The sequence below is a fragment of the Pseudonocardia sp. genome (genome assembly GCF_050250275.1).
GTDB lineage: Bacteria > Actinomycetota > Actinomycetes > Mycobacteriales > Pseudonocardiaceae > Pseudonocardia.
In genome coordinates this window covers 54,723-71,680 of the sequence record NZ_JBFWOY010000034.1, presented here as the reverse complement: position 1 = coordinate 71,680, position 16,958 = coordinate 54,723, and the positions used below count along the sequence as shown (strand labels likewise).

Below are 16,958 nucleotides of genomic sequence, written 5' to 3'. Positions count from 1 at the left end.
GCCGTCCGGCGGCGTCCGGCGTGGGCCGAGCGGCCCTGGCGCCGGGGGAGGCGGCCCAGCAGGCTGATCCGGGAGGGGCCCGGAGGAGCGGTGATGCTGCAGGTCAACCTGCTGGGGGAGCAGTCGGTCACCGACGACCTCGGGACCGTGCGCGCGCGGTCCTCGCGTGCGCTCCTGCTGATCGCCTATCTCGTGGTGCACGCCGGCGTGCCGCAGACCCGCCAGCACCTGGCCGCGCTGTTCTGGCCCGACTCCGCCGACGAGCAGGCGCTGACCAACCTGCGCCGCGAGCTGCACCGGGTCAAGGCGATGCTCGACGACGACCCCGCGCTCGTCGTCACCGCCCGCGACCTGTGCTGGACCGACTCGCCCACCTGCCGGGCCGACGTGCGCTCGTTCGCGCTGGTCCGGGCCGCGGCCCGGACCGCCGCCGCGGCCGGTGACGAGGAGCAGCAGCTGGCCAGGGCCGGTGCGGCCGTCGCCTGCTACCGCGGTGACTTCCTGCCCGGCGGGTTCGACGACTGGGTGCTCGACGCCCGCGCCGAGCTGGAACAGCAGTGCGTCGACCTGCTCGACATGATCGCCGGCAGGGGCGCGGGCGACGCCGCGGTCGCGGCCGCGCGCCGCCGGGTCGCACTGCGCCCGCTGGAGGAGCCCGGCTATCGCAGGCTGATGGAGCTGTACGCGGCGGCCGGGGACCGGGCCGCCGCCGTCAGCACCTACCACCGCTGCGCCTCGGTGCTCGAACGTGAGCTGGGGGTGGACCCCGACCCGCAGACCCGGGCCACGCTCGAGCGGGTTCTCGCCCCGCCCGCCCCGGAGCGGGCACCCACGCCCGCGCGGCGGACCGGGCCCGGCGCCGCGCGGCTCGTCGGGCGCGCCCCCGAGCTGGCACGGCTGCGCGCCGCCTGGCGCGCCGCCGCCGACCGGCCCGGCCTGGTCGTCGTGCGCGGGGAGGCGGGCGTCGGCACGTCCCGGCTGGTGGCAGAGCTCGCCGAAGAGTGCCGGCGCGCGGGCGCGGTCGTCGCCGTCACCCAGGGGTTCGGCAGCGCCGGCCGGCTCGCGCTCGCCCCGGTCGCCGACTGGCTGCGCACACCCGAGATCCGGGCCGCCGCCGAACGCCTCGCGCCAGTGTGGCGGGCCGAGATCGACCGGCTCGTCCCGTCGGCCAGGACCCCCGCCGCGGCGACCGACACCTGGCAGGGACACCGGCTCTTCGAGGCCGTCACGCGGGCGCTGGCCGCCGTCGACCGGCCCCTGCTGCTCGTCGTCGACAACCTGCACTGGTGCGACCAGGAGACGCTCGGGTTCCTCACCTTCTGCCTGGGCGCCGCCACCGCGACACCGCTGCTGGTCGCCGCGACCACCCGCATCGACGACGCCGACCAGGAGCCGGGCCTACCGGAGTGGCTCACCCGGATGCGGTCCACGCGGGGACCCACCGAGATCGAGGTGCGCCCCTTCGAGACCGCCGACACCGCAGCACTGGCCGCATCGGTCACCGGCCACCCGCTCGACGACGACGCCGCAGCCCTGCTGCAGGCCACCACCGGTGGGTTCCCGCTGCACGTCGTCGAGGCGGTGCGCTGCGGCGAGCTCGACCCCGGCGACCTCGGCACCGTGCTGCGGCACCGGCTCGACGCCGTCGGGGACTCCGCCCGCGCGATCGCGGGACTCGCCGCCGCCGTCGGCCGCGACTTCACCCTGGACCTGCTCGGCGCCGCCTCCGAGCTGCCGGCCGACGCCGTCGTCGCCGCCGTCGACGAGCTGTGGCGGCAGCGGATCCTGCGCGAGACCGGGGACGGCTACGACTTCGCGCACGACCTGCTGCGCGCCTGCGCCTACGAGCAGGCCGGCCCGCCGGCGCGCTGGCTGTCGCACCGCCGGCTCGCCCAGGCCCTCGAGGTGCTGCACGCCGGCGACCTCGACGCGGTGTCGGCGCAGCTCGCCGAGCAGTACGCCCGCGGCGGGCGCGGCGCCCGGGCCGTCGGCTACTACCGGCGCGCCGCCGCCGTCGCGAGCGGCCGGTACGCCCACGCCGAGGCGGTCCGGCTCCTCGACGAGGCCCGCGCGATCCTGGCCAGGACACCGGCCGGCCGCGGCCGCGACACCGCGGAGCTCGCCGTGCTGGAGGCGACGGCCGCCCCGCTCAACGCGCTGTACGGCTACTCCGCGCCGCGGCTGCGCGACACCCTCGAACGGTCGGTCGCACTCGCCGCCGGCCTCGGTGACCGGCGGGCCGAGGTCACCGGGCTCGTCGGGCTGTGGTCGTCGCGGTTCGTCAGCGGTGAGACGACGGCCGCGCACGCCACCGCGTCGCGGGCCCTGTCCCTCGTCGACGACGGGTCCGACCTCGCGGGGCCGGCGCACCTCGCCGTCGGCGGGTCGGAGCTCACCCTCGGCCGCCCCGCCGACGCCCTGCACCACCTCGACCGCGCCGCCGCGATCGGCGGCGGCCACCCACTGACCGTCGGCACCCGGTCGGACATGCACGTCCGCGCGTTCGCCGCGCACGCGCACTGGCTGCTCGGCCACGACGACGCCGCGCTCGCCGCCTGCCGGGAGGCCGTCGACATGGCCCGCACCACCGGCGGCCCCTACGGCCTCGCCGCGGCACTGGGCCACGGCGCCGTCACCCACCAGCTGCGCGGCGACCGCGACGCGCTCGTCGCCACCGTCGCCGAGCTCGACGACCTGTGCGCGCGCTACGACTTCACCTACTACCGCGAGTGGGCGATGGTCCTCGACGGCTGGTGCCGCGGCGACACCACCGGCCTCGACCTCGCGACCCGCGGGATCGAGGGGCTCCACGCCAAGGCCGCGCTCGTGCGGATGCCGTACTGGCTGTCGCTGCGCGCCGACCTCGCCGCCCGCAACGGCCTGCCCGCCGAGGCGCGCGCGACCCTCGACGCCGCCGCCGCCGGTGCCCGCGACCGCAACGAGGGCTGGTGGCTGCCCGAGGTGCTGCGGCTGCGCGCCGCCGCTGACGACCACGACACCGCCGTCGAACGGCTCGGCGCGGCGGCCCGGCTGGCCGCCCACCAGGGCAGCCACGTGCTGGTGCGGCGCTGCCTGGCCGACCTCGCCGACCGTGGCGTCCCGGCACCCGGCGTCGGTCTCCCCGAAGCGGGCTGATCCCCGGGGGTTCCCGGCCTGCCCGCGCCGACCGACGACCTCAGTTGAGCTTCGACTGCCAGTCGACCGGGACCCGGCCCGCCGGGCCCGGCGCCGGCTGGTCCAGCGGGCGGTGCTGCGGATCGGCCAGGACCGGGCCCGCGACGACACGGGCCGTGCCGAAGTCCCAGAACCAGTCCTCGCCCGGCTCGTAGCTCTGCACGACGCGATGCCCCGTGGCCGCCGCATGCCCGCTCGCGTGCTGCGCCGGTGACGAGTCGCAGCAGCCCACGTGCCCGCACGCCGCGCACCGCCGCAGATGGAACCACCAGCCCCCCGCCGCGTCGCACTCGACGCAGCCGGCGCCGGACGGTACGACCGCCGGATCGATGTCAGTCACTGCGTAGCCTCCTCGGCCGCTTCCTCGGTGCTGGGCTGCAACGGCAGCCGCACCTGGAACCGGGTGTCGCCCGGCTCCGACTCCACGCTCATGTCGCCACGATGGCGGTTCACCACGATCCGCCACGAGATGTCCAGCCCCAGCCCGGTGCCCTCGCCGAACGGTTTCGTCGTGAAGAACGGCTCGAAGATCCGGGACCTGATGTCGGCAGGGATGCCCGGCCCGGTGTCGCCGATCTCGACGAGCGCCCGGTCCCTGTCGCGCGCCGTCCGCACCGTGAGCGTGCCGGTGCCGCCCATCGCGGCGACGGCGTTGTCGATGACGTTCGTCCACACCTGGTTGAGCTCGGCGGCGTAGACGGGCACCGGCGGCAGCGAGCGGTCGTAGTCCTTCACCACGCGCACGTCGCCGATCTTGCGCGCCAGCATCACGAGCGTGGAGTCGAGCAGCTCGTGCAGGTCGGTCGTCCGGTACGGGGCGCGGTCCATCTGCGAGTACTGCTTCGCCGCACCGACGAGCGTCGACACCCGCGTCGTCGAGTCGGCGATCTCGTTCATCAGCAGCTCGGTCTCGACCGTGTAGTTCAGCCAGCGCACCGCGCCCTCCAGCGCGCCGGACAGACCCGCCGCCTCGGCCCGGGCCACGACCTGCTCGAACCAGTCGATGTCCAGCCCGGCCTGCACGAACGTCGGTGCCAGGTCCCAACCATCGGGGATGTTGTGCTCGTCGAACCAGTCGGACAGGGCGTCCTCGCGGTCGCCGGCCTCGATCGGCGTGAGCGTCGGCGCCTTCGCCACCCGCTCCGCCGCCTCCTCCTGGATCTCGGTCAACGACTGCAGCGCCACCCGGTCCAGCGAGCCGCCCGCGATCATCCCGAGCTTGTGCCGCATCCCGGCCACCCGCTCGCGCAGCAGCGCCGTCGCCCGCACCGCGGCGGCCGCCGGGTTGTTGAGCTCGTGGGTCAGCCCCGCCGACAACGACCCCAGCGCCAGCAGCCGCTCACGCTGGCTGACGGCCTGCTGCGTGTTCTGGATGCCGAAGAACAGGCCCTCCAGCAGGTGCAGCGCCATCGGGAACCACTGGCGCATCATCTCCTGCAACGCCGTGGCGTCGAGCACGAAGAACGTCGACGGCCGCGTCACCCGCAACGTGTTGTTGTAGGTCTGCGGAACCCGGTCGCCCAGGTAGGCGTGCCACGCCCCGGCGTAGACACCCGGCTGCTCGGTCCGCTCGACCTCGACGTCCTCCTCCCCGGCGCGGCGCTGCAGCACCACCGCGCCCTCGACCAGCACGTAGAAACACGTCGCCACGTCGCCCTCGGTGTAGACGGGCCCCACCGGGAAACGCTCGACCGAGCCCTCCCGGCACAGCCAGGCCAGCTGCTCGTCGGAGAGCTTCTCGAACAGGAACAGCTCACGCAGCAACGACGGCGTGCAGGCGGGGACCTCCCGCTCCGGCGCGCTCACGACCGCTCCAGGTAGCGGTGCACGAGCGACACGGCCATCGCCCCGTCGCCGACCGCCGACGCGACGCGCTTCACCGACTCCGCCCGGGCGTCGCCGGCGACGAACACCCCCGGCTGGCTCGTCTCCAACAGGTACGGGTCGCGGTCCAGCGGCCAGCCCGCCGGGCGCGAACCGCCCGCCATCAGGTCCGGGCCGGCGAGCACGAACCCGGCCCGGTCGCGGGCCACGAGCCCGTCGAGCCACTCGGTCCGCGGCGCCGCGCCGATGAACACGAACAGCCACGGCGCGTCGACGACCTCCTCCACGCCGGTCGTCCGGTCGCGCAGCCGCAGCCGCTCCAGGTGCCCGTCACCCTCCGCCTCGACCACCTCGGTGCAGGTCCGCACCGTGATCTCGGGGACCCCCGCGATCTGCTCGATCAGGTAGTGCGACATCGACGTCTCCAGCGACTCCCCGCGCACCAGCAGCGTCACCGACTTCGCGTGCCGCGCGAAGTACACCGCCGCCTGCCCGGCCGAGTTCGCGCCGCCCACGATGTAGACGTCGTCGCCGGAGCAGCTCGACGCCTGGCTCAGCGCCGACCCGTAGTGGACGCCGCGCCCGGCCAGCTCCGCGAGCCCCGGCGCCGCCAGCTCCCGGTAGGACACGCCCGTGGCCAGCACCACCGCGTGCGCGGTGATCGCCGAGCCGTCGGCGAACCGCACCGTGCGCCCCGACCCGTCGACGTCCAGACCGACGACGTCACGCGCCGTCAGCACCTCCGCGCCCATCCGGACCGCCTGCCGCCGCGCCCGGTCGGTGAGCTGCGCGCCCGACACACCGTCGGGGAAGCCGAGGTAGTTCTCGATCCGCGAGCTCTGCCCGGCCTGCCCGCCCGTCGCCGTGCGCTCGACGAGCACCGTGCGCAGACCCTCCGACGCCCCGTACACCGCCGCGCCCAGCCCGGCCGGGCCGCCGCCGATCACGACCAGGTCGTAGAACTCCGCCGCCGGGTTCGTCGACAGCCCGACCCGCTCGGCCAGCTCCGCGTCGCCCGGGGCGACCAGCGTCTCGCCCGCCGGGGTGACGATCACCGGCAACGTCTGCCCGTCGAGCCCGGCCGCCGCCAGCAGGCGCGCCGCCTCCGCGTCGTCGCACGGGTACCAGCGGTAGGGCACCTGGTTGCGCGCCAGGAAGTCCCGTACCTCGTTGGACCGCGCCGACCAGCGGTGCCCGATCACCCGCGTCTCGCACACCGGCCGCCGGTCCGACGACCGCCACGCCTCCAGCAGCGCGTCGAGCACCGGGTAGAGCTTCTCCTCCGGCGGATCCCACGGCTTGAGCAGGTAGTGATCGAGATCGACGACGTTGATCGCCGTGATCGCCGCGTCCGTGTCGGCGTAGGCGGTCAGCAGCACCCGGCGCGCCACCGGGTACAGGTCCATCGCCGCCTCCAGGAACTGCAGCCCGTCCATGCCGGGCATCCGGAAGTCGGCCAGCAGCACGGCGACCTCGTCACCGCGCAATGTCATCTCGCGCAAGGCCTCCAGGGCCTGTTCGCCGGACTCGGCGCGCACGATCCGGTGGTGCTCGCCGTACCTGCGTCGCAGGTCGCGGGCCACGGCACGGGACACCGAAGGATCGTCGTCGACCGTGACGATCGCGGGCCGGGCCGGGATCAAACTCGCCGTCATACCGTCGAGTCTGCCAAGCCCGTCCAGTCCCTTCCCGCCGACTTCGACCGGAGACTGCTTCGATCGTGGTCGGGGCAGTCTCAGGTCGAACTCGGCGGAGGTGTGGTCCGCTCCGCCCGCCGATCGAGGATCCTCCGGTTGGCGGCTGCCAGCCGCTCGGTGGCCTTGACGACCGGCCGGGCCAGGAACGTGGCGCGGTACGCCACCGACCGGTCGCCGGGAACCTGGGCGTAGCCCATCCACGCGATCATCCCGGCGACGAGGAGCCAGCCTCCGAACGAGCTCCGCCCCGCGAACAGGACCGCGGCGAAGGCAGCCAGCCCGACCGCGGTCCGGGCCGTGCGGCGCTGCAGCACGGTGTGGGCCCGTTCGGTGCTCTCGACGGGCAGCCGCGACGCCATGATCACGACCCACCAGCCCGCGAGCACGATCAGCGCCGCGGCGACGGCGCAGCCGACCGGGTTCGGCCCGGCCTCCTCGACGACCCCCGGCGGAGGGGCGATCAGCGACTGCCGCGGCTCGACCATCCAGGACGCCGTCACCGCCGCGACGATGCCGCACGACGTCGCGACGCCAACCGATCCCGACCAGACGGGTCCAGGGCAGGGTCGGCGCCGTGCCCCTCGGAGGGTGGGCCCGGCGCTCCTGCAGACAACCGACGATCTCCGCGAGCAGCGCACCGAGCAACACACCGGTCAACGCGGCCCGCACGATGTCGCCCGTGGCGTCGCGGCCGTCGGGCAGCAGCACGGCCACCACGCCGCCGCACATCGCCGTCGCCGGCGGATACCAGTACCGGCGCCGCCGCAGGTGGGCGACGGCGAGCGCCGTCTCTTCCGGCGTGCCGTCCTGCACGTGACCGCGGTGGAGCACCCGCATCCCGTGCCATCGCCGGGGCCACAGCAGTACCAGCAGCGCCGTTCCGACGGCTCCGGCGTACAGCGCCGCCACCAGGTCGTTCACGTGAAGCCCCTCTCGTCCGGTCCGGACGGTAGGAGCGACCGACGCGAGGCGAGGGCGTTCGCGACGTGATCACCCGAGCGGGCGACCGGGCCGCCGCCTCGTGCTGGGACGACATCGAGAGTGTCGTGAGCGCTGTGGCGAAGCGTTGGTGTCACGCTCGTCGTGCTCTCCTCCACCGAGCGTGTGACCGGTGCGCTCGAACAGCGCTGGTCACACATTCGAGCGGCGACGAGGTCCGGTCCTGCGTTCGCGAGGCGCGCGGCCGGGTGGTCGAGCCCGCGGCCGCACCGAGCGTGTCGTCAGCGCGGCCTCGCGGCGCTGGTGTCACGGCCGATCGATCCACCCCCGTCGGGCGTGCGACCGGCGCGCTGCGGCAACGCCGAGCACACGCTCGCGGTCCGGTCGACCCGGGCGCCACAGCGGCGCGGTCCGGGCGGATGCAGGTGTTCGGGCGCAACCTCACTGCTGTCGGATGCGGCCTGGACGACGGTGAGGTTGCGCGCGATCTTCGGCGGGCAACCCTGCGGTCGGAGCGGTCGGAGCGGGCGGAAGCTCTCAGGTGCCCAGGCGGTCGCGCAGGCCCGAGGCCCGGCCGACGGGGCGGGCCACCGCCGCGCGGACCGCGGCCTCCGAACCGACGACCCGCACCCGCTCGATCGCGCGGGTGACCGCGGTGTAGAGCAGCTCGCGCGTGAGCAGCGGCGACTCCGGCGGCGGCAGCACCACGGTGACCTGCGAGAACTGGCTGCCCTGCGCGCGGTGCACCGTCATCGCGTGGACGCCCTGTGGCTGCGACAACCGGGCCGTCGCGACCCGCAGCGGCGCCCCGCCGCGGCCGAACACGGCGCGGGTGCGGCCGTCCTCACGGACGAGGACGCCGGTGTCGCCGTTGTAGAGGTTGAGGTCGTAGTCGTTGGTGGTGACGAGGACGGCACGGCCGGGGAACCACTCGCCGTCCCCCGCGCCCGGCCCGACGCCGGCGTCGGCCAGCCAGCGTTCGACCTCCCAGCCCCAGCGGGTCACCCCGTACGGGCCGCGGCGGTGCGCGCACAGCAGCCGGTGCCTGTCGAGCGCCTCCAGCGCCTTGTCGACGTCACCGGCGCGGGCGTGCGCGACCAGCGTCGCGTTGGCGGCCACGACCTCGGCGCGCACGGCGTCGAGGCCGGGCGGGTCGCGCAGCTCCAGCGTCGGGGCCTCGACGAACTCGACCGCCCCCGCGGCTCCGGACCCGCCCTCGCCCGCCCGCAGGGCCGCGACGGCCGCATCGGCGTCGCCGTCGCGGATCGCGCGGGCCAGCGCGGCGATCTCGGCGCCGAAACGCCACGTCCGGTCCAGCGTCACGACGCCGTGCACGATCGGGGCGTCGTCCGGGGCGAGGGTACCGAGCGAGCGCAGCGTCGAGTCGAGCGCGGGTTCGACGGCGCCCGGGGCCCGCGCGAGGTCGCCCAGCACCGCGCCGGCCTCGACCGAGGCCAGCTGGTCGGGGTCGCCGACCAGCACGAGGCGGGCGTCGGGGCGGACCGCCTCCAGGAGCCGGGCCATCATCGTCAGCGACACCATCGACGTCTCGTCGACGACGACGACGTCGTGGGGGAGCCGGTTGGTGCGGTCGTGGTGGAACCGGTTGGTGTGGCCGGGTCTGAAGCCGAGCAGCCGGTGCAGCGTCGAGGCGGGGAGATCACCGAGGCGCTCGCGGTCGGCGTCGGGGAGCTGTCTCACCTGGTCACGGACGGCCTCGGCGAGCCGTGCCGCGGCCTTGCCGGTGGGCGCGGCCAGCGCGATGCGGGGCGGGGGGCCGGGCTGGTCGCGCAGCAGGGCGAGGAGCCGGGCGACGGTCGTCGTCTTGCCGGTCCCGGGCCCGCCCGCGAGGACGGTGACCCGGCGCAGCGCGGCGACGGCGGCGGCGAGCCGCTGCCGGTCGGGCCCCTCGGTGACGAACAGCCGTTCCAGACCCGCGCGGAGCCGGTCGACGTCGATGCGGGGCGGCTCGGCGGCGGCGCGCTCGCGCAGCTCCACCCGGACCTGCTCCTCCTGGCGCCAGTAGCGGTCGAGGTAGAGCAGCCTGCCGGGCATACGCAGGGGTGCGACACCGGCGGCCGGTTCGGCCGAGACCAGCGGGCCGGCCAGGCACGCGGCCCGCCATGCGCGCGGGTCGGGCCAGGGCAGCGCGGAGACGTCGACGAGCTCGTCGCCCTCACCGAGCACGGTGGTGCCGACCTCGTCGAGGTCGACGCACACCGACCCGTGCCGCACCGCGCGCACGGCGAGCGCGGCGGCGAGCAGGACGGTCTCGTCGGTCTCCCCGCCGAGGCGCCCGAGCCGGGTGGCGACGTGCACGTCGGCGGCGGCGAGCACCCCGGCGGCGTTGAACCGGGCGAGGAGGCCGTCGCTGCCCCGGACGACCCGCGGGTCGTGGGGGTCGAGGCCGGGCGCGGGCGCGGTCACGGTGTCCCTCCGACGGGCGGGGTCGCGGGGCCCGGCAGCGGTCCCTGGCCGGGCAGCGGTCCCGGGCCGGGCAGCGTTCCCTGGCCGGGCAGCGGTCCCTCGTCGAGCAGCCGGGACAGGTCGGTGACCAGCGCGGGCGGCGGTGCCCAGGTGAACACGCCGGCCGGGACCCCGTCGACCGCCGGGGTGGCGGGCCCGCACATGCCGCGGAGGAACAGGTAGAGCGCCCCGCCCAGATGCGTGGCCGGGTCGTAGCCGGGCAGCCGCCAGCGCAGGTAGCGGTGCAGCGCCACCGCGTAGAGCAGCGCCTGCAGCGGGTAGTGCGACGAGATCATCGCGTTCGTCAGCGCCGCGGGCGAGTAGTGCGCCGAGGTCAGGGGGAGGTGCCCCTCGGGGCCGGCCGGGCCCAGCCAGTTCGTCTTGTAGTCGACGACGACGAAGCGCCCCCCGACGCGCAGCACCGCGTCGATGCTGCCGGTGAGGTAGCCGCGCAACGGCTGGTCGGCCAGCTGCGGCACGTCGAGGTGGTCGGGGTAGCCGGCCAGCGGGTCACCGGGCCGCAGGTGGGTGCGCAGCAGCCGGGCGACGTCGGCGAGGACGGGGGAGGTGCCCGGCCGGTCGCCGCCCGCGAGGGGGAGCTCGAAGTCGAGCTCGCTGAGCCGGTCGGCCGGGGCGATGTCGGCCAGGGTGGCACCGCCGACGAGCGGCCCCAGCGGCGTGCGGACCACCGGGACGAGGGCGGCGGCGAGCTCGTCGGGGTCGACCGGGGCGGGGCGGCGGGCCAGCTCCGCGCGGGCGTGCGCGGCCAGCTCGGCGCGCAGGTCGGGCGCGGTGGTGTCGGCGGTCTCGAAGACGGCGTGCACGAGCGTGCCGAACGCGGTACCCATCGGCAACGCCGCCATCGGCGAGGCAACAGCCTGCGGCGCAGCGGGATCCACCACGCCGAACTGCAGCGGGTCGGGCGCGGCCGGTTCGTCGGCGACCCCCGGGTCCTCGGGTTCGCTGACGACGGCCGGGACGTGCGTCCCGGCGTCGTGGGCCGCGGCGGTCAGCGCGCTGTAGGAGGTGCGGCGCCAGTCGAGGTCGATCTCGCGGTCGAGGAACGCGGCGCCCAGGACGGGGGTCGCGGCCGCGGGCGGGTCCCACGGCGCGGGCACGTCGTCGCCGACCCGCTCCACCACGACGTGCGGGCTACCGTCGGGTGCCCGGCCCGCGCGGTCGACGAGCGCGCTGAACATCGGTCCCGGGTCGCGCGGCACGGCGCACGTCTCGCGGGGCGTCTCGCCCGGCCCGGCGCCACCCGCGAGCATCCGGTGCAGCGACGACGTCGCCGTCGTCGTCGCCGGGACCCACCAGGCGAGGATCTGGGAGCGGGCCCGGGTGAGGGCGACGTAGAGCAGGCGCAGGTCCTCCCCGGCCTCCTCGGCGAGGTGCACCCCCTGCCGTTCCGGGAAGCGCGGACCCGACGGGCCGCCGACGTCGAGGACCCGCCGTTGGTCGGGGCCTTCGTGCAGCCGGGCGAGCTTCGGTTCGGCCACGTTGCGGTCCCACGCGAACGGCACCGCGACGATCGGGTACTCCTGGCCCTTGCTGCGGTGCACGGTGACGATCTGGACGGCGTCGGCGTCGGACTCCAGCCGGCGGCTGCGGTCGGCACCGGTGTCGGAACCGGCCTCGTCGATGCGCCGGCGCAGCCACTCGACCAGGGCGGACGGCCCGAGGTGGTCCTGGGTGGCGGCGTGGTGCAGGGCCTGGCCGATGTGGCGCAGGTCGGTGAGGGTGCGGTCGCCGTCGGTGCGGGCGAGCAGCCGCGCCGCGAGGTTGCGCCGCTCCGACACCGCTTCGAGCAGCGCCGCGACACCGCGGCCACGCAGCGCGCCCGCCCAGTCGCGCAGGTCGTCGCCCAGCTTCTCGACGACGACATCGGCGTCGGCGCCGCACAGGTCGGCGACGGTGACCCCGGCGAAGCAGGTGAGGGCAGCGGCGCGCAGCCGCAGCCCGCTGTGGGGCTGTTCGAGGGCTTCGAGCAGCGTCAGCCAGTCGGCCGCGACCGGGGTGCCGAACACGCTGCGGGTGCCGGTGACAACGGCCGCCACCCCGGCCTCGCGCAGCGCCCGGTTGACCATCTCGGCCTGGTCGTTGGTGCGCACCAGCACGGCCACGTCGCCGGGCAGCACGGCGCGTTCGCGCCCGTCGGCGGGCACGACCCGGGCCCCGCTGGCGAGCAGCCCCGCGATCTGGGCGGCGGTGTCGGCGGCGACCTGCGGACGGGCCGCGTCGACGCGGCCGACGCCACGGGAGAGGTTGCCGAGCAGCTCGGTCCCGACGATCCGCACCCGCAGCGGCGCGTCGCACACCGAGCCGCGCACGGACCGCTCGCGGCGCGCCGCCTCCACCCCGTGGACGACGATCTGGGCGTCGCCGAGCGCGGCCCGGCAGAACACCGCGTCGATGGCGTCGAGGACGGCGCGGTCGCTGCGGAAGTTCGTGTCGAGCGTGAACCGCTCGCCCGCCCCCGCGGCGGCCTGCAGGTAGCTGACGACGTCGGCGCCGCGGAACGCGTAGATCGCCTGCTTGGGGTCGCCGATCAGGACCAGCGTGGTGTGCCCGTGGAACGCCGTCGACAGGATGCGCCACTGCACCGGGTCGGTGTCCTGGAACTCGTCGACCAGCACCACGCGGTAGCGGCTGCGCAGCCGGGCCGCGGCCGCCTCGCCGCGGACCGGGTCGGACAGCGCGGCGTCGAGCCGGGTGAGCATGTCGTCGTAGCTGAAGAGCTTGGCCGCGCGCTTGCGGCGGTCGACCTCGCGGCGGACGGCCTCGGCGAAGCTTCGCCGGGTCGCGGCCACGGAGCCGGCGTCGGCGTCGACGGGCTCGATACGCGCCTGCGGGTCACCGACGACGGCGCGGGCCAGGGCGAGGGCCTCGTCGCGGCCGAACGCGGGCCGGTCGGCGCCCGTGGCGGCGTACTTGCGGACGTAGAAGTCGTCGACGACCTCCTCGACGAGGTCGTCGACCGACTCGACGAACAGCGCGTCGGGGTCGGCGTCGCCCAGCACCCCGAGCCCGGCGAGCATGCGCTGGCAGAACTGGTGCGTGGTGGCGATCGTGGCCGCGTCGAACTCGGCCACCGCCAGCCGCAGCCGTTCCCGGCGCGCCGCGACCTCGGCGTCGTCGCCGGTGGCGAGGTGGCGCACCACGACGTCGGCCGCCGCGCGGGCCGCGGCCGGGTCGGCCAGCGCGCGCTCGGCGGCGGTGAGCCGTTCGCGCACGCGTTCGCGCAGCTCGTGCGTGGCCTCCCGGCCGAACGTGACGAGCATGAGCTCCGACAGCCTCGCCACGCCCTCGGCGACGTAGCGGGCCGCGAGCGCGGCGATCGTGTACGTCTTGCCGGTTCCGGCGCTGGCCTCCAGGACCGTGGTCTCCCCGGCGGCCGGCAGCGGCCCGCACACCGCGAACGGGCGGGCAGGCAGCACCGGCGTGGTCGCGGTGACGGTCACGGCAGGCTCAACTCCTCGGCCGCGAGCAGCGGCGTCCACACCCGCATCGCGAGCTCCCCGAACAGGGTGGGTTCCGCGCCGTTGCGCGCCGGGGCGGCGAGCAGCACGTCGAGCGCCGTGCCCCGGCCCCACACGAGGGTGTGCGCCGCGTCGTCGCGTTCGGGCCCGAACCGCCCGGCCCACTGGGTGCGGGCGGCGTCGACGGCGTCGTCGGTGGTGCGCCCCCGCATCCGGCGGCGGTGGGCGTAGGCGTAGGACGACTTCAACGTCAGCGGCAGCGCCGTGCACAGCCCGTCGCGGTGGAGGGCGAGCAGGTCGGCCAGCAGTGCCGCGGCCCGGCCCTGCTCCAGCGGGCCGAGGACGGAGCGTTCCGGCCCGTCGGACCCGCGGCCGATGGTGACCGCCCGCCACGTGGTGTCGGGGCGGGCCGCGGTGAGCGCGAGCAGCCGCACCCACGCCCCGATCCGGTGCTTGGCGCCGAGCCGGGAGAACCCGGCCGCGACGAGGTCGCCGGTGGCACCCGGCCCCGACCCGGTGCGCACCACCCCGCCGACGGTCCCGACGAGCCGCACCCCGGCCACGGTCGCGGTGACGTCGAGCGACTCGGGTGGCGAGGTGCGCAGCGGCAGGGTGGCGGCCACGAGCGGCTCGACCTGGGCGACCACGTCGTCGAGGATCCGGCGGCCCAGGGCGCCGGGCGGGAGCGCGCCGCGGCGCCACTCCGCGGCCGTGCAGGCGGCGAGATCGTGCCCGGCGAGCCGGTCGGCCAGCAGCCGCGCCCCGATGTGCCAGCGCTGCAGCTGGTCGAGCTCGACGGGCAGCGCGTCGTCGGGGTCGTCGTCGGGGGCGAAGACCGACACCCCGACCCGCTGGCGCAGGAACGCGCGCGCCGGGCCCTCCAGGAACCGGACCAGGTCGTCGAGCTCGACCTCGGCGGGGGGCGGCGGCGTGGGCAGCGGGCCCGGCAGCAGCGGCGGTGGCGGCGTGCGGACACCGGTCGCGGCGATCGCGCCGGCGAGCGCGGCCCGGTCGAAACTGAACGGCCGCGGCCCGCCCAGGGCGCCGCCGGTGAAGTTGAGGGAGTCGAAGGGCTGCAGCGGATGCCGGACCACGACGTGGTCTCGGGCACGTCCGCCGCCGGGGCCGACCGCGACGGTGTCGAGCGCGTCGAGCAGCTCCCCGACCGGCACCGACGGGGGGCGGCGGACTCCGGTGCGCTCGTCGGCGCCCGAGTGCACGACGACGAGGTGCTCGGTGGCGGCGCCGATCGCGTCGAGCAGGAGCTGGCGGTCCTCGCTGCGCGGGTCGCGCTCCCCGACGCGCGGGTCGCGGGCCAGGACGTCGTCGCCGTCGGGTTCACCGGCGCGGGGGAAGGCGCCGTCGTCGAGCCCGAGCAGGCACACGACGCGGTGGGGCACCGAGCGCATCGGCACCAGCGTCGCGACCGTGAGCGTGCCGGTGCGGAAGTTCGCCCGCGTCGGGCGCCCGCGCAGCCGGTCGGTGAGCAGGCCGCGCACGTCGGGCAGGCCCAGCGGCACCGTCGAGCCGTGCGGGCCGGCCGACGCCGTGACCTCCGCCAGCTCGGCGCGCGCCTGCGCGGCCTGCCACGCATCGGTCGGGGTGGTCGTGGTCAGCGCGTCCAGGCCCGCGGTGAGGGCGGCGCCCCACTGGGCGAGGGTGCGCTCGCCGCGCAGCCCGGCCAGCACGGCGGCGAGCCGCTCGACCAGCTCCGCGAACCGGCCGACGGTGTCGACGTCGGAGCTGCCGACGTCGTCGAGCGGCAGGGCGGTGCCCAGGTAGTGCCGGTCGGCCTCGTCCATGGCGACACCCAGCAGCATCCGGTCGAGACCCGCCGACCACGTGTTCTGCGGGAACCCGCCGAGGGCGAAGGGGGCGCGGTGCCCCGCGTCGAGGCCCCACCGCACCCCGGCGTTCACGACGAGCTCGCGCAGCCGGTCGAGCGCGTCGTCGTCGAAGCGGAACCGCCGCCGGACCGGTTCGGTGCCCGCGAGGTCGAGGACCTGGGTGGCGGTGAGCCGGGCGTCGGCCAGCTCCAGCAGCGTCGCCACCGTGTCGAGCAGCGGGTTGACCTGGCGCAACGCCCGGTCCGCCAGCCGGACCGGGAGCCGGTGGCCGGGGTGGCCGTCGTGCTGGGGGTCCTCGGTGGCCAGCCCGAACGTCGCCGAGACGAGCGGGGCGAACGTCTCGATGTCGGGGCACATGACGACGACGTCGCGCGGCTCCAGCGACGGGTCGTCGGCCAGCAGCCCCAGCACGACCTCGCGGAGCACCTCGACCTGCCGGTCGGGCCCGTGGCAGGCGTGGACCTGCACGCTGCGGTCGTCCGGGCCGAGCACGGTGGGCAGGGCGCCCGGGGGCGTGTCGTCGCGCAGCGACCGCTGCAGCGCCCCCAGCAGGGTCGCGGGCGGCGGGGCGCCCCGGTGGTGGACGTCGACACCGACGGGCAGGCGCAGCTGCAGCTCCCGCACGTCGCGCCCCAGCGAGGCGAGCAGCGGGTTGGCGACGGCGGCCGCGCTGGTGTCGTCGGCGCGCCGCGGCGCGGTGCCCGCCTGCGCCGACAGCGCGCCCCACAGCGCAGGTGAGGGGTGGGCGATCCACAGGTGGACGTCGCGGTGCGCGGCCAGCGCGTCGAGCACGGCGAGGCGGCTCGCGGCGAGCCGCGTGGGACCGAACACCGACAGCCGCGGCGGCAGCGCCGCCCGGTCCGGCTGCTCGCGCAGCACCGCGCACGCCGCGCCGGCCCGCTCGGCAGGCCCCGGGACGCCGATGTGCGTGCGCAGCCGCCGCCACAGCTCGGCCTGCCAGCGCAGGTCGGGCGAGAGCGGCGAGCCGGCCGGCCCGTCGACGTCGGAGCCCGCGAGCCACGCGGCCAGCATCCCGGGCCGGTGCGCGGCATAGGCGGCGTAGAGCTCGGCGAGCCTGCGCGCCAACGCGTACCGGCGGCCGCGCCGGTGGCCGTCGGACGTGCCGGTGCCCAGGTGGGCCCCGAGCAGCGCGAACCTCGCCTCGCCCGCGGCCTCGTCGATCAGCTCCAGCAACGGCCACACCGCGCGGGCGGGACGCCACGGGTCGTCGTCGGGGTCGGTCCCCGTCGCGGCACACACCGCCGCGTCGACCACCTCGGCGGGCGAGGGGAACCGCACGTTGGCGCACACCCCGTCGCCGCGGCCCTCGCGCGTGCCGAGCCGGTGCGCCAGCCGCTGCGCGAGCCAGCGCTCGACGCCCCGCTCGGGCACCGCGACGACCTCCGCGGCGAACGGGTCGGCCGGGACCTCGGCGAGGATCGCGGCCAGCGCGTCGGCGAGGGTGTCGGCGCGCTCGGCGCGGTGGACGTGCAACACGCCCGGCACGTTATCGACCACCACCGACGATCTTG

The 16,958-nt window shown here is 76.3% G+C and carries 8 protein-coding genes; 1 reads left to right on the top strand and 7 read right to left on the bottom strand.

Annotation, left to right across the window (positions count from 1 at the left end; all coding sequences use genetic code 11):
- Positions 1–93 precede the first annotated feature (93 nt).
- The gene (locus AB7F12_RS25980) at positions 94–3,135 is read left to right on the top strand and encodes an ATP-binding protein (protein WP_428499013.1); all 3,042 of its coding nucleotides are present in this window, start codon (positions 94–96) and stop codon (positions 3,133–3,135) included.
- A 40-nt stretch (positions 3,136–3,175) separates the two neighbouring features.
- Here AB7F12_RS25980 and AB7F12_RS25975 read toward each other — a convergent pair whose 3' ends face one another.
- From AB7F12_RS25975 to recC, 7 genes are all read right to left on the bottom strand, one after another.
- Positions 3,176–3,514 (bottom strand): UBP-type zinc finger domain-containing protein, encoded by a 339-nt coding sequence (locus tag AB7F12_RS25975; protein WP_428499012.1) that lies wholly within the window; start codon positions 3,512–3,514, stop codon positions 3,176–3,178.
- On the bottom strand, positions 3,511–4,980 hold the full coding sequence (locus AB7F12_RS25970; RefSeq protein ID WP_428499011.1) for an ATP-binding protein: 1,470 nt from the start codon (positions 4,978–4,980) through the stop codon (positions 3,511–3,513). Before AB7F12_RS25970 ends, AB7F12_RS25975 begins: the two co-directional genes overlap by 4 nt.
- Positions 4,977–6,653: an FAD-dependent oxidoreductase gene (locus AB7F12_RS25965; RefSeq protein WP_428499010.1), complete on the bottom strand. Its 1,677-nt coding sequence runs from the start codon at positions 6,651–6,653 to the stop codon at positions 4,977–4,979. Before AB7F12_RS25965 ends, AB7F12_RS25970 begins: the two co-directional genes overlap by 4 nt.
- Before the next feature lie 80 nt (positions 6,654–6,733).
- Positions 6,734–7,195 (bottom strand): hypothetical protein, encoded by a 462-nt coding sequence (locus AB7F12_RS25960; RefSeq protein ID WP_428499009.1) that lies wholly within the window; start codon positions 7,193–7,195, stop codon positions 6,734–6,736.
- Between the two features lie 976 nt (positions 7,196–8,171).
- On the bottom strand, positions 8,172–10,061 hold the full coding sequence (recD, locus tag AB7F12_RS25955) for an exodeoxyribonuclease V subunit alpha (protein ID WP_428499008.1): 1,890 nt from the start codon (positions 10,059–10,061) through the stop codon (positions 8,172–8,174).
- Positions 10,058–13,561 (bottom strand): UvrD-helicase domain-containing protein, encoded by a 3,504-nt coding sequence (locus AB7F12_RS25950; protein WP_428518020.1) that lies wholly within the window; start codon positions 13,559–13,561, stop codon positions 10,058–10,060. Before AB7F12_RS25950 ends, recD begins: the two co-directional genes overlap by 4 nt.
- Positions 13,558–16,923: an exodeoxyribonuclease V subunit gamma gene (recC, locus tag AB7F12_RS25945; RefSeq protein ID WP_428499006.1), complete on the bottom strand. Its 3,366-nt coding sequence runs from the start codon at positions 16,921–16,923 to the stop codon at positions 13,558–13,560. Before recC ends, AB7F12_RS25950 begins: the two co-directional genes overlap by 4 nt.
- Positions 16,924–16,958 lie beyond the last annotated feature (35 nt).